The following is a 22274-nucleotide window of genomic DNA, read 5'->3' as shown; positions in this document are numbered from 1 at the left end:
ATTTATGTTAATCAGATATTGTGATTAATATAACGTACTTTATGGGGGTTGCTATGAGTGGGAAAAAACAATTATTATTTTTAACTTTTTTAGCAATATTTTTTAATTTAATAATTATTTTAGATAGTCCAATGACTTCTTTTGCAACTTCACAAACGGATGCTTTGAATGAATCAATGGAAGGATTAAATGATGCGCCGAATAATTTAGGATTAGATTCGACACAATTTACGCCAGGGGATTTAAGTGGATATAATGGAACAAAAAATTATGCCATCTTAGAAACTGCTATGGGACGACCTACGGCTGCTTCTTATGATCCATTTCGTGCTATTAGAGTGAATACCTATAAGAATCAAGCAGGAGCCATCTGGTCTAATGTCGAAGGTGGAAACTATGTTGATATAACTAAACAACAGACCCTATCTTTATGGATGTATTTTGGACCCAAGACTCACAAAAATAGTAGTGACGGTTTTGGTGATGGGATGGCCTTTGTTTTACAGAATTCTGACGATAGAATAAAAGCTTTTGCTCATAAGGGAACTGAAATAGGTAGAGGTGAAAGTATGGGTGTTTGGGGGATTGATAATGATACTTCAGTAACTGATCCACTTCAGATAGCCAATACTGCCATCCAAAAAAGTTGGGCTTTGGAATTTGATACTAACTCAAATTCTTCAAAGAGTTCCTATGATGACTTTGATTATAATATTTCAGGTCAACACATTGCTTATGGTTATCCTGGTAGTTCAAATACGTATATAAGAAATACTTCTGGACTGATTTTTAAGGAAAATTATTTCTCCATGTTGCATCAAGGCATTAATTACATCGAATTGCACGATGGAAAATGGCATCATTTGACTTTGACCTGGCATCCTAATGATTTCACTATTACTTATAAATTTAATGATAAAAATCTTGATGGTTCTAAAGGAGCTAATCCCTTAGTGGCGACTACTTCTGCAGTTCAAGCGACTGAATTTGGTGGACACGATGCTTTGAATAAAATCGGTGGAAAATTGCGTTGGGGATTCGTCTCTAGTAACGGGGATGCCTATGAAGCTAATTTGATTGCTTTTGAATCTATCCCTTCTGAAATTGAGGGTGAAGTTTCTTCAAATATTGTCGACCAAACGCAAAATAAAACTATTAAAGATGATAGTACTGATAATACAATTAATTCCGGTGATGATTTAGCTTTTAACTATAATTTAAGCTATAAGAGTGGTAGTGAGGATTGGACCGAGAATGTCGCCAAAATTGACTTGCCATCGAATGTGACTTTCTCAAATGGAATTATCGGTTATGTGACTTACAATAATGCGACTGATGATAAAAGCGAACCAATCTATGCTAGTGAAATAACGACAAAAGAAAATAGTACTACTCAAGTTGTTACGCACACTCTTGGTCAAGGATTAAATGATACTAATAAAAATGCAACAATTACGCTTTATGGGGTAGCTAACACGGTGTATGCCAATACATTAGTGGCTTCAGCTCATGCCAACTTTAATAGCCCTAATTTAATTCAAGATACAGATACTCCAGAATTCGTTATTCAAAAAAGTAAGCCAATCAATCTAAATTTGGATCAAAGCAACATTTCAGTCGGTGTTGGTAAAAATGCCAATATAACTGGTGTTGTATCTTATGCAGATCAAACAACAGTAAATAATTCTGATGTTACAGTTTATGCTACGTTAAATGACGATTCATTGAATAAATTCACTTTGGCTGATAGTACCAATGTTGCGAATACAACTAGTGGAAAATTGAATTTTGATATTCCGTACAATAAATTGACGCAACCAACTAATACTTTAAAAGTTCACGTCATGGACAAAAAAGGTAATGTCTCCACAACTTCAACAGTCGTAATAACGAAGACCGGTGGATTAGCTTTGAGTGTAGATGATTATTCCTTTGGAAGTATTAACCAAGCTACACCATCAATGTTGATTCCTCGAAAGGGTACTTGGAATATTTTGGTTGAAGATAGTCGAAAAGATGGAACAACATCGCCTTGGAAGTTATCAGCTTCTAATGAAGGCTTATCAAATGGAGATACATCGTTTAAGGGTAATATTATTTTCAAAAGTTCCAGTGGCGTGATAATCAATCTTTTCAACAATGATAATGTACCGATTGCTACAGGTTACAAGCAAGGTAGCGGACGTGAAGTTACTAATGTAGGGCAAAATTGGAATGACTCTGAAGGAATCATGTTAAAAACTACTGGACAAAATGTTATCGGAAATTACTCTGGAAAAATGAACTGGGTTTTATCCGACACAATTTAAATAATAAAAAGCAAAAAGACTCGAAATCATAGCTGAGGGCTAAATGTTTTCGAGTCTTTTTGTAGATTACATATAATACTACCTTATTTTTGTTAAATCAAAAGATACGTTTCGTCAATAATTATTGGTTCTTACTAAAAATTGGTTAGTGTTAATTGCCGTCTTCCGCACAAGCCCTGTGATTGGCTGGAACGCTGCCGACGCAACTTGGAGCCTTTGCTAAGACCAAGTTCGGGCAAAGTCTTCAAGATTGGTCTTATTCTAAGCAACAAGTTGCTAAGAATAATTTGGCGGCTGAGCCATCACAGGGCTTGTGCTCCAGATTAGATCCTAGTTCTATTATTTATTTTGTTTAATTCAAAAAATAAACTTACATACAACTAATGCATTGAAAATGGAATTTCTCTGCATTTTTATATAACCAAACTATGATAAGAATCTAATTATTAGCTAGCAAAATCTTCAGCAACGTACATCCATTGTTTGTTAGCATCATAGTAAACACCAATACCAACTTTAGTTACGTCAGTTGACATGACATTTGTGTAATGACTAGGTGTGAAGTTTTCTGCCCTGAATGATTTCATAATGTTGTCGGCAAACTTTGTGGCTGAATTGCCGAAGAGGTAAGTAGAACTGGCAGCAATATTTTCTTCCATATTACTACTCCCACCAGGAAAAGCTGACCAACAAGGAGAACCATTAGGTCTAACGTGGGCAAAGACAGAATCTATTTCTTGGGCACGAGTCATTGCGGTTTGATTAAGAGAATTATCCATGGTCAAGGGAGCAATTCCCTTTGAAGCTCTTTCATTATTAATAGATGTCAAGAAGGCTTGTTGAACTGCTTGGGTACTTGGTACTGACGAATCAGTGTTTGTGTTATTATTCTGATTTGCATTAGGATCAATTTGACCAAAATCAGAAATTTCAATGGTATTTTGTGGTGGAGCATCGAATAGAACTTGATTTGCATTGATATATTCGTGTGATGAGACTTGAGCGTAGATGTCGCCATTTGAATTGCGGACTGTTTTACCAATAGTCCATTCAGAACCATTAGGCAAAATTCGTGATTCGATAGAATGAGTTTGGTCATTGTAAATTGATGCATTGCCAACAACTTTTCCATGCAAAACTTGATTTGCATTATAATTCAAAGACCCATCACTAGCTTTGAGATATTCATTTGTTGCTACCTGGTAGTAAGGTTCACCATCTATTTGGATGATTTTGCCAACTTTCCAAGGTGTATTGTAAGCTAATGCCCGATTTTGAACTAATTGGCCAGTAGATGTATAAAGTCTGGCATATCTAGGTGCAGTGACTGTCACAACCGAAGCTGCATCAGCAGTACTTTGAGAAAAGGTCAAGGCTCCTGTAACCCCTAGAGCTAAAGCTGCAACAATTGAAGCAGTTTTTGATAATCTCATATTATTTCCCTCCTAAATATTTAATTCCCTATTAAAGGACAAGATAATCATAGGTTATTTGTAAAGGGTTTTCAATGAGAAATAAAAAAAATCGAACAATTTAATGTCCGATTTTTTATCTAGTTATTATCCCCAAATAGTTGTAACAAGCTCAAGAAGACGTTGATGAAGTCAAGCACCAAAGTAACTGAGGCAAGTAAGGCAATTGCACCGAGACTATTTGAAGTTGAATTGTTTTGATAAATACGTTTGATGTTTTGAGAATCAAAAGCAATGTAGAACAAGAAGAGAATAACGATAGCTGCACTGACTAACATCATCAATGGAGTACTTCTGAAAATCAATAAGTTAATAGCTTCAATTGCGATAATTGAGATAATTCCAATCATCAAAGTGCGGTTCCACTTCATCAGGTCCTTTTTAGTAAAGAAACCGATAGCAGCTGAAACGATAAAGACGACTGAAGTAAGAGATAACATTTGAACAATACTTCTAGCTGAGTAAATGTAGAAAATTGGAACTCCTATAAAGGACAATGTGAACAAGAAAGCTAAGTAACTAAGAAAAGTTAGGAAGTATGATCTCGTTGCGAAATGTCCGCATAAGCTAATGAAAGCAATTGGAATACCAATCATCAAAATCATGGAAATAATTCGATGTTGTGCCATTCCTTGGAATATTGCCATTGAGAATGCTTGGTTATTAGCAATGGCTTGTGCGCTGATCATCCAAAAGGCAATTCCCAAACCAGTATATAAATATACTAGGGATGTGAATTTAGCCAAACCAGCGGATTTTACTTTGTCTATTGTTTGCATATAATCCACCTCTATTTTAACTATTATAACAATTGTACAATAGGATAACATTTCTCGTAAAATTAAGAAACTGCTGAATTCAGTTACTTTTCAGTCGATTTCACTTGTTCTAGGTTGTAGTTTGAAATGCTTAGTTCAAAGAAAATTATCTTTCTGAACAATTATATTTTGAAAAAATTGAATAAAAATATTAATGACAATTTTTTTGTTGGAAAAATTGTCATTTTTCGTCTTTAAAATTGCAAAACGACATAATATGTCACACCCGTTTTATAAAATATGGTTGTTGAAGAAATAAAGGAGGTCGCAATGAAAGTCGAAAATGATCGAGACGGCAAACCGCATAGCAAAGTTTTACTAGTTCCTTTGGAAGAAAATGATTCAGAATTACATCGAATTATTGTTAAAAATACATCCTTCTTCTTTTTAGAACCAAAGGAATTGGAACTTTTGAAACAAGCTACGATGAAACAAATTATTTTAACAGATATTGAATTTATCATTGGAATTAGTAGAAATCATGACAATCAATTCGTCGTGACTAGTATTTATGATAAAAATGGTTCATATCAAAATAATTTGTTTGATTATTGTCGAGTTGGGGACGTGGTGGATGGACTGCCTGATGATTTTCGTACAGCACGGCGATTTCGGATTAAATAGGAGGGAATTATGGGATTAAAAGTAAATATCAACCCATGGGTTAAAACAGATGAAAAAATTTTAGATGCGGATAAAGAAGTTTTGGATTTTAGTAAAACAGATATCAATCCAAGTCAAGTTATTGGCAATCCACAGACGGCTAATTTATTTTTGTGCCTGATGAAGCCGGAAGTAAATAATTATTCTCAAGAGGTTATCTCGACGGACACCAATATTTTGGGACAAGAATTGCGTAATTTGAAAGCAGGCAAAAGTGAACATTATTATTTAGATTCATATTACTTTTACTTATTGCACCAAGATTCAAAAGTTAAATATTATGATTTTTTGAAAAATGAAGCAGATGAAACTTATTTTGACAATTTGAAGATTTGCGATTTGCATTTGTTGGCCTATCAAGACGCCACTTTGAAAGCTGATAAAAGCTATGTAGATTTGAAATCGGCTAAATACGCTGCATCATTGATTATTGATCGAATTTTGGACTTCTCAATCAGTGCCAAACCAGTTTTCATTTTTAAGAATTATGATCAATGGGCTCAAGTTATCATGCAAGCCTTACGTGAGAGAACTAACTTGGAGGATGAAGAATTAGTTGCCAAATTTAATTTATTAACTGATTACTTCTATGAATTTTCTTCCAACGACTCAGCTATCACGAAAGAAAATATTCACAAGGTTATGAAGTTGGGTGAGTACGACGAAATTAGCGACTATTTAAAGGAAGTTAGGGGATAATAGTTAGTCCCCCTTTTGTGGGATGTTATCAACTGTTTTGCTTTGCTATGGAGGGCGGAATACTTAACCGAAGCTAAGTCTTTATTGAGAAGAGCTGTTTATTTTTAAATTAAGCTAGCGCTGATATAATGAAGAAAAATTAGCCAGAGGTGAGACTATGCGAATCACTAAATTATTCTTTGAAGAAGGCGGATTTTTTGGCGTGCCAGAGTTTGGTGAAATAGATCTGCTGAATAAAACGTTTAAATATAGTAAAGGAATTCTGGATTCTGAACGTTCGGGTTCGGCTGTAAAAAATGATTTGAGTGAAGAACAAATCAAATCATTACAAAAAAGAATCGCTGATTTACATTTGGAAGATTGGCAAGACGAATATAGTGATAATGAGATTTTGGACGGTACTCAATGGAGTTTAAAGGTCTCTTTTGATAACGGTAAGAGTAAAGAAATTTTTGGTTCCAACAAGTATCCCGATAACTTTGAAGCTATGAAAAAATTATTTGATATCAACTAAAAAAAGCCGCTGAAATTAATCAGTGACTTTTTGTTTTATAGCAAGTGAATGTCGTTTTCTTCACATTTTTGACGTAAGTCTTCTGGCCAAACAGCAGCTTGGACTTCACCAACGTGAGCTTTGCCAAGAAGTAACATACATAGACGAGATTGTCCGATACCACCACCGATTGTGTATGGTAGTTCGCCGTTTAATAACATTTGGTGGAATGGAAGTTTTTCACGGTCTTCAGCATGAGCAATCTTTAATTGTTCTCTCATTGATTCTTCACTGACACGGATACCCATACTTGAGATTTCTAGGGCGTGTTGTAAAGGTTCATACCAGAATAAAATATCACCATTTAGTTTCCAGTCATCGTAGTCAGGGGCACGACCGTCATGGCGTTTACCACTCTTCATAGGTCCACCGATTTGCATTAAGAAGACACAACCGAGTTCTTTACAAATAGCATCTTCACGTTCCTTAGGTGTCTTGTCAGGCCATCTATCTTCTAGTTCTTGAGTTGTTACGAAGTGAATTTCGTCAGGCAAGTGGTGAACAGCCTTAGGGAATTTGTACCAAACTTCGTGTTCCATATGCTTGATAACTTTGAAAATTTGACGAACAGTGTGCTTCAAAGCCGCAGTGTTACGTTCATCTTTGGCGATGATTTTTTCCCAGTCCCATTGGTCAACGTAGATTGAGTGGATGTTATCGAGATCTTCATCTTTTCTGATAGCGTTCATGTTTGTGTAGATACCTTCGTGCATACCAAAGCCATAACGTTTCAAAGCTAGACGTTTCCATTTAGCCAAAGAGTGGACGATTTCGATAGTTTCGCCAGGTAGACCTTTCATAGTGAAGGAAACAGGAGATTCCACACCATTAAGGTTATCATTCAAACCAGTACCTTTTTCAACCATCATAGGTGCTGAGAGACGTGACAAATTCAATTCTTTACCAAATTCATCTTGGAATGTTTCACGGATGTATTGAATAGCTTTTTGTGTTTCTTTAACAGATAATTTTGGATCATAATCCTTAGGTATAATTAAGTTCATATAGTTTTCCTCCAATTAGTGGCCGATTGGTCAACCTTATTCTTTGCAAAATAAAAAAGTCTTTCATCGCAGTTATTAAATTAATAATAACTGGGACGAAAGACTTCGCGGTACCACCCAAGTTGCCTATATAAAATAGACCAGCTCAATAAGAACACTAACATGTTCCACCGATGGTAACGTACCGGTTAACGTCTGTACTTACTTTGATTGCTCATTTTAGCCAGAAACATTAAGAAAGTGTTATTCGAAAAATCCATTTACTAATTGGGTTCTCACCATTCCCAACTCACTGTTAGTGTGGAAGATTCTACTCCTCTTTCTTGTCGTTTTTTATCTTGTGACACTAATATTAGCATCTTTTTTGAAAATGTAAACAAGTAAATTTGATTTTTATTAATTTTGGCATGAATTATTAGAGGATAATTAATGATTGAAAAGCTCAAAGAATAAGTAAAACCCCAAGTTCAGTTGAGAACTTGAGGCTATTTTTACGCTATTAACAAAGTAATAAAATTCCAAAATAGTTTACCACCGTAAAGAATAATGATTATTCCACAGATTAGATTGATAATTCTCAATACTTTAGCGTTGAATTTATCTTTAAATTTAGAAACAATAATGCTCAATAAAATGAACCAGAGAGCAGAAGCAATTCCCACTCCGGTGATAAAAATAGGGTGGCTGTAGCTAGGCAAAGTCACTTGAAAAGCTCCCAGCATCATTGAACCGTCGATAATTGCTTGTGGGTTGAACCAAATGACTACAAAAGCTGAAGAAATGGTTTTGAAAAGTGTCATTTCAGTTGTAGCTTCGGCACTGATATCAGTCGTTTGCGAGCGTAGGAGATTTATTCCCATATAAATTACGATCAAACTGCCGACCAACAAGATAATCAATTGTAGCCATTCGAATTTTTTCATGATAGCACCGATACCAAAGAAACAGGCAAAGGCTAGACTTACATCAAAAATGATGATGATAATTGCCGTCAATAGTGACTTTTTGCGCGTCTGAGTCAGAGCAGAATTGATGACGAATAAATTTGCTAAACCGATTGGCGCATCGTAAGCAATCCCCATAGTTAATCCCTGTAAGAAAAAGTTCATGATTAGTCCCCCTTTACCAACCAAATTGTATTGATTTTTACCGACATTAACGATTATATAAGTGTTAGAGAGTAAAGTAACCATCCAAATTGATTAACTTTACCCAACCAAAAGGAGTTAATCATGCAAAAAAATATACCACTACAAATTACTTGGCAACCTGATAAAAAAGTTAAAATTCCGGTTTACCGCCAAATCGTGCAATACGTCTGTGATCAAGTCGCTAGTGGAGCTTGGCCTATCAACTCAAGATTGCCGTCACAACGGGCTTTAGCATTGATGTTCAAAGTCAATCGTAGCACCATTTCAACAGCTATCGATGAACTGACGTCTTATGGAATTATTTCTGGCCAACACGGTGCGGGAACGAGGATTGTCAGTAATACCTGGTCGGTGATGTTGCCAACCAAACCAAGTTGGAAAAAATTTATTTCAGCCGGATATTTAAAAGAAAGTGACCGTCGGCTGCAGCAGATAAATCAATTGGAATTTTCACCAGATATCATTCGTTTGGGAACTGGTGAATTAGATCCACGATTATTCCCGCAAAAAATGTGGTCAAAAATTATGCAAAAATTGAGTATCGAGGTTACTTCTTTAGGATACGCTGAACCTTTAGGAATGATGAATTTGCGTTTGGCGATAGTTGAACACATGAGAAAAATTGGAGTAAAAGCATCAGTAGATAATATCTTGATAACTTCAGGTGCACTGCAAGGTTTGCAACTGATTTCGTCGTGCATGTTGGAAGAAGGCAGCACTGTTTTTACTGAGGCGCCGACTTATCTGAAATCAATACAGATGTTTCAGTCGACTGGGTTGAAATTAAACGGCATTTCTATGGATCATGAAGGCTTGGAATATTGGAAAATGGAGAAATTTTTAAAAGAAAACCAGCCGGCAATTCTTTATACGATTCCGACTAATCAAAATCCTACTGGCATTACAATGAGTGATGTTCGTCGTCAAGAACTGATGAATTTTTGCATAAAAAATAGACTGCCAATCATAGAAGATGGAGTCTATCAAGAATTGTGTTTTAAAAAAGCACCACGTCCACTCAAGGCAATCGATGGAAATGGTATGGTGATGTATTTAGGCAGTGCTTCGAAAGCTTTGGCACCGGGACTGAGAATTGGTTGGGTAATTGCTCCAGAGGCAGTTATCAAGCGACTAGGAGATGCCAAAATGCAAATGGACTATGGAGCAAGTTCTTTGTCGCAACTAGTGTTTGCGGAGTTTTTGGAAAGTGGTATGTATGATCAATACTTGGCTGATTTGAAGATTACTTTGAAGAAACGTCGTGATAATGCCTTGGAAACTTTGGAAAAATATTTTAAGGATATTGCTACATGGGACGTGCCAGTTGGCGGTTTTTATATTTGGCTGACTTTTAATCCTGATGTAGAAGCTGATGATTTGTTTGAGAGAGCCTTGGATAAAGGGATACTTTTGAATCCTGGTGATATTTATGACTTTCGCCACAATCGTTCGTTACGAATTTCGTTTGCTTATGTCACGGAAAAAGAATTCAACGATGCTATGAGAAAAATTGCCGATTTAGTCCTCAGTTAAAAATCTGTATAAGCCTAGGTCGACTTCGTGTTCTAATCGCAAGATAAATTCAACTAACTTGGTTGGCTTGCCGTCGATATTTTCTTCGGTGATATCTTTAGCACTGAGTGTTTTTGCGGATCCAAGATAGTAGAAGTCCTTGCCATCTATGCGGTCGTCGTTAGATTTTCTGATGAATAGTTGAATCATGCTGAAATCTTTATTTTTTAATAATTTACTTTCTACTGCACTAGAAGTTGTACGCCCACTTTTAGAAAATAGGGGAATTGTTGAACGGTCGAGAAAAGTGTTGTCATAGACTAGCTTATTTTGAATTTTTTTATTTTTCTTCAAAGAGATAAAGACAGGGAGGAAACGTTCATCATCTCTTAGAGCATAGCCACCGATATTTATGTAGTTGGGTTCCTTTGTCCAATTCAGCATCTTAATAATATCCGGACGGTAGTATTTTTCTCCGATAGTGAATCTATTTTGGTAAATTTCTGGGTTTTGCGATACATTCCAGAGATTTGCATCAAGGGCATCTTCAAAATAACTTTTAAAAATTAGTGATTGCAGCAGTTGTTGTAATTCTGAAGTGAAAGTCCACTTGTTGTTAGTGCGGTCGATCAAAATCATTTGACCGTATTTCTTTCGTTTTACTTTTGAGAAATAATTGAAGCACAAAACTGATGCCACGTTATCCAAAGTTTCTTTATCGCAAAAAATATTTTGGACTTTTAAGCCTGATAAAATTTCTTCATCATTTAAAACTGGTTTGTCTAATAATTGTTTCAAAATCCAAGCTTCAACAGGGCGTTTGGAAACGGTGATTTCTGCGGAGATGAATTTTAAAAAGGCATATTGTTTTTCAGTGAGGACGTTTGAAAAATCATCTTCAAATTTGTTTTGCATATCGTAGAGAGTGACGAATTTATCAATTATATCAGGAACTTCGATGTTACCCATTTTGGCAAAATCCAAGAGCATGGGTTGACGTAAGCCGATTTTTTCCTTGAGATTTTGATAAGCAGTTTTGAATCGTTTCATGTCGTTCAAGCGAGCTTTAGAAACAGAAGCAAGAATTTTTTGTCGAGCAACTTCTTCAAAGTGAATCGTTGAAACACCGGAGATACTGGGGCTGATAATTTGTTTACGGATTTTTTCTTTATTATTAGTGTGTGAACGGTCAAAGGCCATCGGGATCATATAATTTTCGTCGTAATTACCGATGAAGTCTAAAATAGTAACGTATTCTTTGTGGGCAAATTTACGCAAACCACGACCTAATTGTTGAAGGAAGATGATGCTAGATTTGGTAGGACGCATCATGACAATTTGATTGAGAATTGGAATGTCGACACCCTCATTAAAAATATCAACCGTGATGATATATTGCAGTTCACCTTTAGTTAGTCGGTGAACTGCTTTTTCGCGTGCTTCGACAGTATCTTCGGCGGAAACAAATTGAGCATTGATACCTTTATTAGTCAGTTTGATGGTCAATTCATGTCCCTCAGCAATACGACTGACAAAAATTAAACCGTGGACAGAGTCTTTTCTGGGACCATAATAGTTAGTTTTTTCAATTAGATGATTAACCCGTTCGTCGGATACGAGATACTTGAGACTAGTCTTGTCGTCGATTACTTCGCCATTTTTTTCATAGTCAGTGACACCAATGTAGTGAAAAGGCGTCAACAAATTATGATCCAATGAATCTAGCAAAGATATTTCATAGGCCAAATTGTAATCAAAATATTCGTAGACATTCGTCCCATCAGTTCGTTCAGGAGTGGCAGTCATTCCCAACATGAATTGTGGTTTGTAAAAATTCATCAAACGCTGGTACATAGTTTCTTTTTCACCGTGATTATTTTGACCAACTCGATGAGCTTCGTCGATGATTATGTAGTCAAAGGCTTTGGCACCAAGCTGTTCACGGATTGATTTTTTGGAAACCATATTGACGGTGGCAAAAAGATAGCGAGCATTGAGATTTTTTTGACTGCCGCTGAGAATGCCGTAATCACTGTCAGAACCACCTAAAATCTCTCGAAAACTAGACATTGCTTTGCGCAAAATTTGTTCTCGATGGACGACAAATAATAGTCGTTTAGGTTGAAATTGTTGGACATCAAAAGCTGCTAAGTAAGTTTTTCCAGTTCCAGTGGCCGCAACGACTAGGCCTTTTTTGGCATGTTGAGCATCTCGAAGGTGTTTCAAAGCTTCTAAAGCTGGCTTTTGCATCTGATTGGGAATGATTTTGCCAGATTTATTAATTTTTTTCTTTCGAGAAAACGATGAGTAATTTGGTTGCCAATCCTCTTTGTATTCATCAATCCATGCTTGAGTTAGTGGAGTAGCCTGTTGCCAAAGTTTCTCCAGTTCAGATTTAGCATTACGAACAATTTCACCGCGTTCAGTTGAAGTGATGCGTAGATTCCATTCAAAATTATTTTTCAAAGCGTTTTGAGTTAAGTTGGCACTTCCAATTACTAGACTTTCGTAGTCGTCGTGATTGAAATAATAAGCCTTAGTGTGAAATCCATCTTGATCTAAAACTTTGACATCGAGATTGGGAATTTGGAGTAAATCTTCAAAGACTTGAGGATTGTTGAAACCAAGGTAAGTTGAAGTAATAAGTTTCCCGTGAACACCGTGAGTTGCAAGGTCAGCTAGGGTACTCTTTAGATCTAGTAGACCACCAGAAGTAACAAAGGCAACTGCAATCGTAAATGTTGTGGCATTACGCAGTTCATCTTCAATCGTGTCGAGAACTGTGCCATTTTGGTTGGTCACTAGAGCTGGTTGATAGCGAGATAGTGATTGGATTGAATTGTCGATAAAGCCAAAGTTTACACCTTTGTTGATTTCTTGGTTGGTATTCATTAGTGAGCTCCTAATTGTGATTGATTTTGGGATAAGTATAGCAGATGTAGCAATGGGGAGAGATTTACTGTATAAAAATAGACTCCTAATTAAGGGAGCCTATAATTTATGGGTTGTTGTCAGCTTTCCGTCAAAGCACGATATAAACTTAAATCAACTTCTCGTTGGAGTCGAAGAGTAAAATCAATTAATTTCGTTTTTTTATCGTCCGAATTTCTAGCAATTTTATCTTCAGCATTTATAACACGTGCAGATCCCAAGTAATAAAAATCTTTACCTTCACGCTTGTCATCATCGGATTTTTTAACGAATAATTGAATCATTCCAAAGTCTTTATTACTAATAATTTTACTTTCGGTTTTACTAGTAGTTGAACGACCACTCTTTGAAAACCATCTCATTGTTGAACGATCTAAGAATGCATCTTCATAGGCCATTTTATTTTGAAAATTCTCAGTTTTCTCTAATGCTATAAAAACAGGTAAAAACTTGGAATCAGATCTCATAATATAACCGCCAACATTTTGACCGTTTTGTTCTTTTTGCCAATTTAGTAATTTAATAACATCAGTACGATAGTATTTTTCGCCAATAATAAAACGATTGCTGAAAGCTAATGGATGATTTTGAAGTTTTAATAAGTTTACATTGATAGCATCTTCAAAATATTTTTTGAATTCTTTTGAATTTAAAGCCGATTTGAATTCAGAGGTTAGTTCCCAGTTGTTGTCATAATGATTGATTAAAGGCGTGTCACCATATTTTTGACGATTCCTATCCATGAAATAACTTAGGTTTAGTATGGAAGCGACGTTTTTTAAAGAATCATTATCGTAAAAGATATTTGCAGCTTGAAGCCCGGATAAGATTTCAGTATCGGTTAGAACCTTTTTTATTGATAATTGTTTTAAAATCCAAGCTTCAACTGGACGCTTTGAAACAGTTATTTCTCTGGAAATAAAATCTAAAAATGCGTATTGCTTTTCGTTTAATGATTGAGAAGATCCTTTTTCAAATTTTAATTGCATATCATATATAGTATTAAATTTATGTACTATATCAGAAACAGTGATGGTTCCTAATTTGGCAAAATCCATAAACATAGGTGGTCGAAGACCGATCTTATCTTTTAGATTATTGTAGGCATCTCGGAATCTTTTCATACTTTCTAATGAAGCTTTTGAGACAGCTTTGAGTACTCTATTACGAGCTACTTCCTCAAAGTGAATGGTAGAGACTCCAGAAATACTAGGACTAATAATTTGTTTTCGTATTTTTTCCTTATTACTGGTGTTTGATTGGTCAAAAGCCATCGGGATCATATAATTTTCATCATAATTTCCAATGAAATCTAATACGGTAACTGATGTTTTACCAGGGAATTTACGTAATCCTCGTCCAAGTTGTTGCAAAAATATAATACTGGACTTAGTAGGGCGCATCATAACAATTTGATTTAGGCAAGGAATATCAACACCTTCATTAAAGATATCGATAGTTACGATATATTGGAGTTCACCCTTGATTAGTTTTCGAACGGCCTTTTCTCTAGTGTCGATTGAATCCACAGCTGAGACGAATTGGGCATTTATACCTCGCAATTTTAATTTGGTTACTAAATCACGGCCTTCTTCTATACGACTAACAAAGATTAGACCATGAACATTTTCTCCACGTGGGCCATAGTACTTAGTTTTATCTACAATATAATTAACTCTTTCATCAGAAACTAAATATTTTAAACTAGTTTTGTCATCTATAATATGGCCATCTATTTCGTAGTCTGTTACGCCAATGTAGTGGAATGGTGTAAGAAAATTATGGTCTAAGGCGTCCAAAAGAGAAATTTCATAGGCCAGATGGTAGTCAAAATATGCATAGACATTTGTACCATCGGTACGTTCTGGTGTGGCGGTCATGCCGAGCATAAATTTTGGCTCATAAAAATTCATTAATTTTTGATACATTGTTTGTTTTTCGCCGGCTTGATTCTCGCTGACACGATGAGCTTCATCAATAATTATGTAATCAAATCTCTTTGAATCCAATTGCTTACAAACGTTTTCGTCAGAAGCCATGTTTACTGTAGCAAAAAGATAACGAGCATCAATTTGCTTTTTACTTCCACTAAGTATGCCGTAATCTTTATCGGGACCGCCCAAGATTTTTTGGAAACTTTCTTTTGCTTGTTCCAGAATTTGTGCGCGGTGTACAACAAATAAGACTCTTTTAGGTTTGACGTTTCTAACATCAAAGGCCGCTAAATACGTTTTTCCTGTTCCTGTCGCTGCGACCACTAGAGCTTTTTTAGCATGTTCTTTTTCTCTTAAATCTTTTAACGACATTAAGGCGTTATTTTGCATTTCATTAGGTGAAATTGTTCCAGGTGCTTGCTCTTTTTGAGAGGGCTCTGATACTGAAAGAGCTGGTGGTTCCCAATTTTGACGATATTTTTCTATCCAAGAGTTAGTTAGAGGCGTCGCCTTTTGCCAAAGGTCGTCCAATTCTCTTTTGACACTTTGAACAATATCTCCACGTTCAGTAGAAGTTACTCTTAGATTCCATTCAAAGTTTTTCTTCAGAGCATTTTGAGTTAAATTGGCGCTTCCAACTAAAATACTTTCATAATTACCATGATTAAAATAGTAAGCTTTTGTATGGAATCCTTCTTGATGTAAAACTCTAACATCTAGATTAGGAATGTAAGACAGATCTTCGAACATATTTGGGTTATTAAATTTTAAATAGGTTGATGTGATTAATCTGCCTCGTATACCATGAGATGCGATATCGGCTAAGGTACTTTTTAAATCTAATAAGCCATCAGATGTGACAAATGCTACTGCAATGGTAAATGATTTGGTACTACGTAATTCTTCTTCCAATGTATCAAGTACAGTTCCATTATGGTTAGTTACAAGTGAGGGCTGATAACGATCTAGTGATTCGATTGAATTATCAATAAAACCAAAATCTATCCCTTTTTTTATATTTTTTTCATAATCAGTATTCATAATTAAATCCAGTCTTTGCTAGGGCCTTAATTACGGAAACATCGCTGGGAGCCCAATCTAATGTGAGAGCTTCATTCGGAGTAACCCAGCGTAATTCATCGTGTGCAATAGTCTTAGAAATATTACTGTCTAATCTAACGTAATAACAATGAAGTATTACTTCTCCAAATTCTAATTCTGCAATTCCATCAATAGAAAACTTTTCGAATACAGTTGCTTTTGCTCCAAACTCTTCTCGGAGTTCACGCGACATTGCAACTTCTGGTGTTTCTGTGGGTTCAATTTTTCCACCAGGAAATTCCCAATATCCTCCAAGAACTCGATTGGATGCACGTTGAGCAGCAAGTAATTTGTGATCTTTAATAATGATTGCTCCTACAACTTGAATTTTACTCATATGACCACTCCTATTAATCGTTATTTCAATAGATCTAGTATATCAAATGTAGGTATGTGCCGAATTCAAAGTATAAAATATAAGTGATAATTAAAAGACGGGAGAAGATAATTAATGTACAAATCTCAATCTCAAACAACCAATCCCAAAACCAATTACTTCATAATAGACTCCAGCTCCAGTCCCAACCACAATGACGTAGACTTCAAATACTACAGCTACCAAAATCAAACCAACAAACAACTCCACACCGGAGACCTGATAATCTATCGCAGATCTGGCAGTGCATCCGAATGGGGTAACGAATTCTATCTATATGGTGCGGCTCAACTAGGGGATATAGTCCAAGTAGACCCAACAACAGGCAATAGCCTACTTGAAGTGAAGAATCCCTATCTGTTCTCTCATCGTCTAATGAAACAAAACTTACGAACCTTCGACTGGGAATTCCGCAAGTTCAAAGGTAAGTGGTCTAACTTCTTCAACATGAACGGTATTACCCAAATAACTAAAGAAGATTTCCTTGGTTTATTGGATCGACAAAACAATTTGTCTCCAGAGTTTGACAATTTGTCTAGTGCTGAAGAATCATTGTCGGTCAAATGTTACCAAGCTCAAAGGCACGAATTGTATACAATTGAAGATACCGCCAAAGGAGTCCCAACTCGCAGAGCCGCAGATAAATATTTCTCCGACCAAGTAAAATTTAATTATCATTATAAATCAGCTCTAACTGGAGCCTCTGATGAGGATGAACTAGTTGCCACTAGAATAATCCCATGGGAAGAAAATAAAACCACTCGTCTAGATTATCGTAATGGCATCTGCTTAACAAAAATACTCTCAAAAGCTTTTACACAAGGCTATTTCACGTTTTCTAATCAAGGACACATAATCTTATCCGACATAAGTTCAGACGACCCAGAGCTCAATAAAACACTAAATAAATATAAAAATAGAAAAATACATATGAATAGAGAATATTCTCCTAATAAAAATTATTTACAATACCACCGTGAGCACATATTTAAGCGTTAATGGCTATTGACTAATCAACAAGTGATTTGTATTATAATTACAACAACTTTTAATTAAGTCCAGAGAGGCTTAGAAAGTAACAATTAGGAGGGGAACTTTCTCAAACTAAACTTTCTTTGTCTGCTGGCAGAGGAAGTTTTTTTATTGCTTTGTGTTTAATATATTTAAAAATATCTAATAAAACTATGATTTAAATTAGAATTATTTTAATAAAACTATTGACGATTCACGAAGATGTTTGTATCATGGGAACAATAACTTTTAATGGGACCCTGTGAGATCTTGAAGGCGAAAGAACCACAGAGAGGATTCTCTGAGCAATTCGTACTGGTGAAAAGTCTTTAAATTTGAATTTTTAATTGGATCCAGAGAGGTCCCAAAAGTTCAGTCTAATCAATCGTCTAGGACTAACTTTAGGGATGCTTATCAGCATCCCTTTTTATGTACCAAATTTTTATCAATTCGGAGGACAAATATGAAAAGATACCTAGTTTTTGAAGATGGAACATACTTTGAAGGTACGGCTTTTGGAAGCGACACAGAAACAATCGGCGAACTTGTTTTTACAACAGGGATGAGCGGATATCAAGAAGCAATTACTGATCAATCCTACAATGGACAAATTATTAACTTTTGTGCACCAATGATCGGTAATTATGGTGTCGCCAAGAAATTTAATGAATCCAAAAAGCCTACTATAAAGGGCGTACTAGCCCGAGAAATAACCGATGTCACAGGAAATTACCAAAGCGAAATGACTATCGATGAATTCCTAAAGCAAGAGAATGTCCCCGGTATCCGACGAGTTGATACACGTGCAATTACCTTAAAGATTAGAAAAGCTGGCTCACTAAAAGCAGCTATTGTTGACGATTTAGACTCAGGACTTATTGACCAAATCAGTACTTGGAAATTAGACGATTCACAGTTAGAAAAGAGTATCACCCCTACACCAGCAGAATTTGCAGGCAGCGGCAAACACGTCGTTGTACTAGATTTCGGATATAAAGAAAGTATCATTTCCGAACTAAAGAAGCGTTGTTTGAAAATCACTATCGTACCAGGCAACACTTCACTAGAAGAAATCGAAAATCTCAAACCAGATGGAATTTTGTTAAGTAACGGACCTGGAGATCCAACTAGACATATGGATGTTTTGCCAACTATTGTGGAATTGGAAAAACTTTATCCAGTCTTTGGAATCTGCATGGGTCATCAATTATTGTGCCTAGCTAACGGTGCTAAGACTTTCAAGATGAAATTTGGTCACCGTGGATTTAACCATCCAGTTAAGGACTTAGAAACTGGTCGTATCTACTTCACTTCACAAAATCACGGTTATGCCGTTGACGCTGAATCAGTTGAAGATACTGATTTGAAAGTTACACAAGTAGAATTAAACGACCAAACAGTTGAAGGAGTAGAGCACACTAAATACAATGCTTTTTCTGTGCAATTCCACCCCGATGCTAAACCAGGTCCACATGATGCTGATTTCTTATTTAACAAATTCTGGAATGCAATTAACAAATAGCTGGAGGGGAATTAAATGCCAAAAAGAACAGACCTTAAAAAAATTATGATTATCGGTTCCGGTCCAATTATTATTGGTCAGGCTGCCGAATTTGACTACTCAGGAACACAAGCTTGTCTAGCTTTGAAAGAAGAAGGTTATGAAACTGTTTTGATTAATTCCAATCCAGCTACAATCATGACTGACAAACACATTGCGGACAAAGTTTACATCGAACCAATTACTTTGGAATTTGTTGAAAAAGTATTGGTCAAAGAACATCCTGATGCCATCATCCCAACATTAGGTGGCCAAACGGGCTTGAACATGGCGGTTCAATTACAAGAATCAGGTATTTTGAACCAATTGGGAATTGAAATTATTGGAACTAAGCTTGACACTATCAATGAAGCTGAAGATCGTGAAGAGTTCAAAGAATTAATGAATAAACTTCATGAGCCAGTACCTGCTTCTAAATCGACTCACAACTATCGTGAAGCTAAAAAATTCGTCGATGGAATCGGCTTTCCGGTCATTATCCGTCCCGCTTTTACCATGGGTGGAACTGGTGGTGGGGTAGCTCACAACTATGACGAACTAGAAGAAATCGTTGGTCGTGGTTTGAAAGCTTCACCATCAACTGAAGTTTTGATTGAACAAAGTATCGCCGGTTTTAAAGAAATTGAGTTTGAAGTAATGCGTGATAGTGCCGACAATGCTTTGGCTGTTTGTCACATGGAAAACATTGATCCAGTCGGTATTCACACTGGAGATTCGATTGTTATTTCACCAATTCAAACTTTGACTGATGACGAAGTTCAAAAATTGCGTGATGTTTCTCTAAAAATTATTCGTGCACTAAAAATCGAAGGTGGTTGTAATGTTCAACTCGCTATCGATACTAAAACAAGTAATTATTTCATCATTGAAGTAAATCCTCGTGTCAGCCGTTCTTCAGCCTTAGCTTCTAAAGCTACTGGTTATCCGATTGCTAAAATTGCGGCTAAGATTGCCGTTGGCTTGACTTTGGATGAAATTATCAATCCAATCACTGGTAAGACTTTTGCCCAATTCGAACCAGCATTAGATTATGTTGTCTGCAAGATCCCTCGTTGGCCTTTTGATAAATTCTCTAAAGCTGACAGAACTATCGGTACCCAAATGAAGGCAACTGGTGAAGTAATGGCTCTTGGTAGAAATATCGAAGAAGCTTTCCAAAAAGCCGTTCGTTCTCTAGAAATTGACCAACATGATTTAATTATGGATTCACTTGCCGACAAACCTTTAGAAGAGTTGGAAAAATACGTTCAAACGCCAACAGATGACCGTTTATTCTACATCGCTGAATTGTTGAGACGAGATGTTTCCTATGAAACAATTAATCAACTAACAGCTATCAATCCGTTTTTCTTGGCCAAATTGAAGAATATCATCAATTACGAAAAAGTTTTGACTAACGGAACTTTGGACAAAGATATCATTCTAGAGGCTAAGCAACTCGGCTATTCTGATAAGACAATTGCTCGCTTGAATGGCTTGGATGAAGATATTATTCGTCACTTCAGAAAGCAAAGTGAAATTTTGCCAACTTACAAGATGGTTGATACTTGTGCTGGTGAATTTGAAGCTCAAGCTCCTTATTTCTATAGCACGTATGAGACTGAAAATGAATCACAAAAAGCTTCAGAAAAATCCGTCTTGATTCTAGGCTCTGGTCCTATTCGTATCGGCCAAGGTATCGAATTTGATTATTCAACAGTTCACTGTGTCAGAGCGGTTCAACAAATGGGTTACAAAGCTATCGTTATCAATAATAACCCGGAAACTGTTTCAACTGATTATTCAGTTGCCGACAAACTATACTTTGAACCTTTGACATTGGAAGATGTTTTGAATGTTTGTGATTTGGAACAACCAGTCGGCGCTATCGTTCAATTCGGTGGGCAAACTTCAGTCAACTTGGCTGAACCATTGAAGGAAAATGGTATCAAGATTTTGGGTACGCAAGTTGAAGATATCAATCGTGCTGAAGATCGTGATTTGTTTGATCAAATTATCAAAAAATTAAATATCCCTCAACCAGCTGGTGGCACGGCTACCTCTCAAGAAGGTGCGGTTGAAGTTGCCCATAAGATTGGTTATCCAGTCTTGATTCGTCCTAGTTATGTTCTAGGTGGTCGTGCGATGGAAATTGTCAGATCTGACGAAGAACTCGACAAATACATGCACGAAGCAGTTCACGTTTCAAACGACCATCCAGTTTTGATCGATACTTACTTGACTGGTCGTGAATGTGAAATTGATGCCTTGAGTGATGGTGAAAATGTTCTATTGCCAGGTATCATCGAACATATCGAAAGATCTGGAGTTCACTCAGGGGATTCTATGGCTGTTTATCCTCCACAAAATATTCCTGAAGAAGTTCAAAACCAAATCGTTAAATACGCGAAACTTTTGGCAAAAGAACTCAAATGTATTGGTATCATGAATGTTCAATTTGTTATTCATGAAAACCAAGCTTACGTTATTGAAGTTAATCCAAGAGCCAGTCGGACAGTGCCATATTTGAGCAAAGTCACAGGAATTCAAATGGCTAGAATTGCTTCAAAATTAATCTTAGGAGCCAACTTTGCTACGCTTGGGTTAGAACCAGGCTTGGCACCAGAATCTCGTTTGATTCACGTCAAAGCACCAACATTCTCCTTCAATAAATTAAACGATGTTGATAGTGCTTTGGGACCTGAGATGAAATCAACTGGTGAAGTCATGGGTTCAGGTAAAGATTATACTGAAGCTTTGTACAAAGCCTTTGAAGCTACTAACCAACACATCAAAGATGCTGGCAATGTCTTGATAACAGTTAATGATAATGACAAAGCTGAAGCTTGCAGTTTGGCGCATCGTTTCCATGAAGTTGGCTTCCAAATTTTGGCTACTAAAGGTACAGCTAAGTACTTCAATGAACATGGTGTTGAAGCTAAAGTTGTTCCTGAAGTGGGACAGGCAGATGAAGATATTGTTTACTATTTGAGTCATAACAAGATTCAATTATTGATCAATACTTTGGGTGAAAGTAGAAGTCATCATTCAGACGGTTATATCATTCGTCAAAATGCAGTCTTGAATGCCGTGCCACTATATACTTCACTCGATACGGCCAATGCTATTTTGAAAGTACTTGAAAAACGTTTTATCGGCGTAAATCCATTATAGATAAGAAAAACATCCTCAATTTGGGG

Annotated in this window: 17 protein-coding genes and 1 other annotated feature; of the genes, 9 read left to right on the top strand and 8 right to left on the bottom strand. The window is 36.3% G+C overall.

Going from position 1 to position 22274, the window contains the following annotated elements; translation table 11 throughout:
- The first annotated feature begins 53 nt into the window (after window positions 1-53).
- A complete protein-coding gene (locus FFM65_RS10810; RefSeq protein WP_119318802.1) occupies window positions 54-2309 on the top strand; it encodes a hypothetical protein in 2256 nt (751 codons plus the stop codon).
- Between the two features lie 182 nt (window positions 2310-2491).
- On the top strand, window positions 2492-2665 hold the full coding sequence (locus FFM65_RS12215; RefSeq protein ID WP_162897998.1) for a hypothetical protein: 174 nt from the start codon (window positions 2492-2494) through the stop codon (window positions 2663-2665).
- A gap of 90 nt (window positions 2666-2755) precedes the next feature.
- Here the strand turns inward: FFM65_RS12215 and FFM65_RS10805 are convergent, their stop codons facing one another.
- Together FFM65_RS10805 and FFM65_RS10800 are read right to left on the bottom strand one after the other, a co-directional pair.
- Window positions 2756-3742 carry a CAP domain-containing protein gene (locus tag FFM65_RS10805; protein WP_119318803.1) on the bottom strand — a complete coding sequence of 329 codons (987 nt, stop codon included), beginning with the start codon at window positions 3740-3742 and terminating at the stop codon, window positions 2756-2758.
- 119 nt (window positions 3743-3861) lie between these two features.
- Window positions 3862-4560, bottom strand: coding sequence for a Bax inhibitor-1/YccA family protein (locus tag FFM65_RS10800; RefSeq protein ID WP_119318804.1), 699 nt, complete (start codon window positions 4558-4560; stop codon window positions 3862-3864).
- Window positions 4561-4869: 309 nt separating this feature from the next.
- Between FFM65_RS10800 and FFM65_RS10795 the strand changes: the two genes are divergently transcribed.
- From FFM65_RS10795 to FFM65_RS10785, 3 genes are all read left to right on the top strand, one after another.
- Window positions 4870-5223 carry a hypothetical protein gene (locus FFM65_RS10795; RefSeq protein ID WP_119318805.1) on the top strand — a complete coding sequence of 118 codons (354 nt, stop codon included), beginning with the start codon at window positions 4870-4872 and terminating at the stop codon, window positions 5221-5223.
- A 9-nt stretch (window positions 5224-5232) separates the two neighbouring features.
- A complete protein-coding gene (locus tag FFM65_RS10790) occupies window positions 5233-5961 on the top strand; it encodes a hypothetical protein (protein ID WP_119318806.1) in 729 nt (242 codons plus the stop codon).
- 157 nt (window positions 5962-6118) lie between these two features.
- Complete coding sequence (locus FFM65_RS10785; RefSeq protein WP_119318807.1) at window positions 6119-6475, top strand: hypothetical protein; 357 nt, start codon at window positions 6119-6121, stop codon at window positions 6473-6475.
- A 35-nt stretch (window positions 6476-6510) separates the two neighbouring features.
- Here FFM65_RS10785 and asnA read toward each other — a convergent pair whose 3' ends face one another.
- Together asnA and FFM65_RS10775 are read right to left on the bottom strand one after the other, a co-directional pair.
- The gene (asnA, locus tag FFM65_RS10780; protein ID WP_059074937.1) at window positions 6511-7518 is read right to left on the bottom strand and encodes an aspartate--ammonia ligase; all 1008 of its coding nucleotides are present in this window, start codon (window positions 7516-7518) and stop codon (window positions 6511-6513) included.
- An 88-nt stretch (window positions 7519-7606) separates the two neighbouring features.
- Window positions 7607-7854 (bottom strand) — a binding site (T-box leader).
- 155 nt (window positions 7855-8009) lie between these two features.
- A complete protein-coding gene (locus FFM65_RS10775) occupies window positions 8010-8627 on the bottom strand; it encodes a LysE/ArgO family amino acid transporter (RefSeq protein ID WP_119318808.1) in 618 nt (205 codons plus the stop codon).
- A 123-nt stretch (window positions 8628-8750) separates the two neighbouring features.
- Here FFM65_RS10775 and FFM65_RS10770 point away from each other — a divergent pair, with 123 nt between their 5' ends.
- Entirely contained in the window at window positions 8751-10202 is a 1452-nt protein-coding gene (locus FFM65_RS10770; RefSeq protein WP_119318809.1) for an aminotransferase-like domain-containing protein, read from the top strand.
- On the opposite strand, the gene FFM65_RS10765 is transcribed toward FFM65_RS10770, so the two are convergent.
- From FFM65_RS10765 to FFM65_RS12210, 4 genes are all read right to left on the bottom strand, one after another.
- Window positions 10188-13073, bottom strand: coding sequence for a DEAD/DEAH box helicase (locus FFM65_RS10765; protein WP_119318810.1), 2886 nt, complete (start codon window positions 13071-13073; stop codon window positions 10188-10190). The two genes, FFM65_RS10770 and FFM65_RS10765, sit on opposite strands and share 15 nt — an antisense overlap.
- Before the next feature lie 119 nt (window positions 13074-13192).
- Window positions 13193-16087, bottom strand: a complete 2895-nt coding sequence (locus tag FFM65_RS10760; RefSeq protein WP_119318811.1) for a DEAD/DEAH box helicase — start codon at window positions 16085-16087, stop codon at window positions 13193-13195.
- Window positions 16077-16484, bottom strand: a complete 408-nt coding sequence (locus FFM65_RS10755; protein ID WP_119318812.1) for a (deoxy)nucleoside triphosphate pyrophosphohydrolase — start codon at window positions 16482-16484, stop codon at window positions 16077-16079. The genes FFM65_RS10760 and FFM65_RS10755 overlap by 11 nt, the downstream gene beginning before the upstream one ends.
- Window positions 16485-16595: 111 nt before the next feature.
- Complete coding sequence (locus FFM65_RS12210; RefSeq protein ID WP_170176905.1) at window positions 16596-16733, bottom strand: hypothetical protein; 138 nt, start codon at window positions 16731-16733, stop codon at window positions 16596-16598.
- Window positions 16734-16898: 165 nt separating this feature from the next.
- On the opposite strand from FFM65_RS12210, the gene FFM65_RS10750 reads away from it, so the two are divergent.
- The 3 genes from FFM65_RS10750 to carB all read left to right on the top strand — a co-directional run bounded on the left by FFM65_RS10750 (window position 16899) and on the right by carB (window position 22248).
- Window positions 16899-17522 carry an HNH endonuclease gene (locus tag FFM65_RS10750; protein ID WP_170176904.1) on the top strand — a complete coding sequence of 208 codons (624 nt, stop codon included), beginning with the start codon at window positions 16899-16901 and terminating at the stop codon, window positions 17520-17522.
- A 475-nt stretch (window positions 17523-17997) separates the two neighbouring features.
- Window positions 17998-19056: a carbamoyl phosphate synthase small subunit gene (locus FFM65_RS10745; protein ID WP_119318814.1), complete on the top strand. Its 1059-nt coding sequence runs from the start codon at window positions 17998-18000 to the stop codon at window positions 19054-19056.
- Window positions 19057-19071: 15 nt separating this feature from the next.
- Window positions 19072-22248, top strand: coding sequence for a carbamoyl-phosphate synthase large subunit (carB, locus tag FFM65_RS10740; RefSeq protein WP_119318815.1), 3177 nt, complete (start codon window positions 19072-19074; stop codon window positions 22246-22248).
- Window positions 22249-22274 lie beyond the last annotated feature (26 nt).

The sequence above is a fragment of the Companilactobacillus formosensis genome, from assembly GCF_005405305.1.
GTDB classification, from domain to species: domain Bacteria; phylum Bacillota; class Bacilli; order Lactobacillales; family Lactobacillaceae; genus Companilactobacillus; species Companilactobacillus formosensis.
The sequence above is the reverse complement of the archived record's forward strand: the minus strand, read 5'-3'. Positions and strand labels throughout refer to the sequence as shown.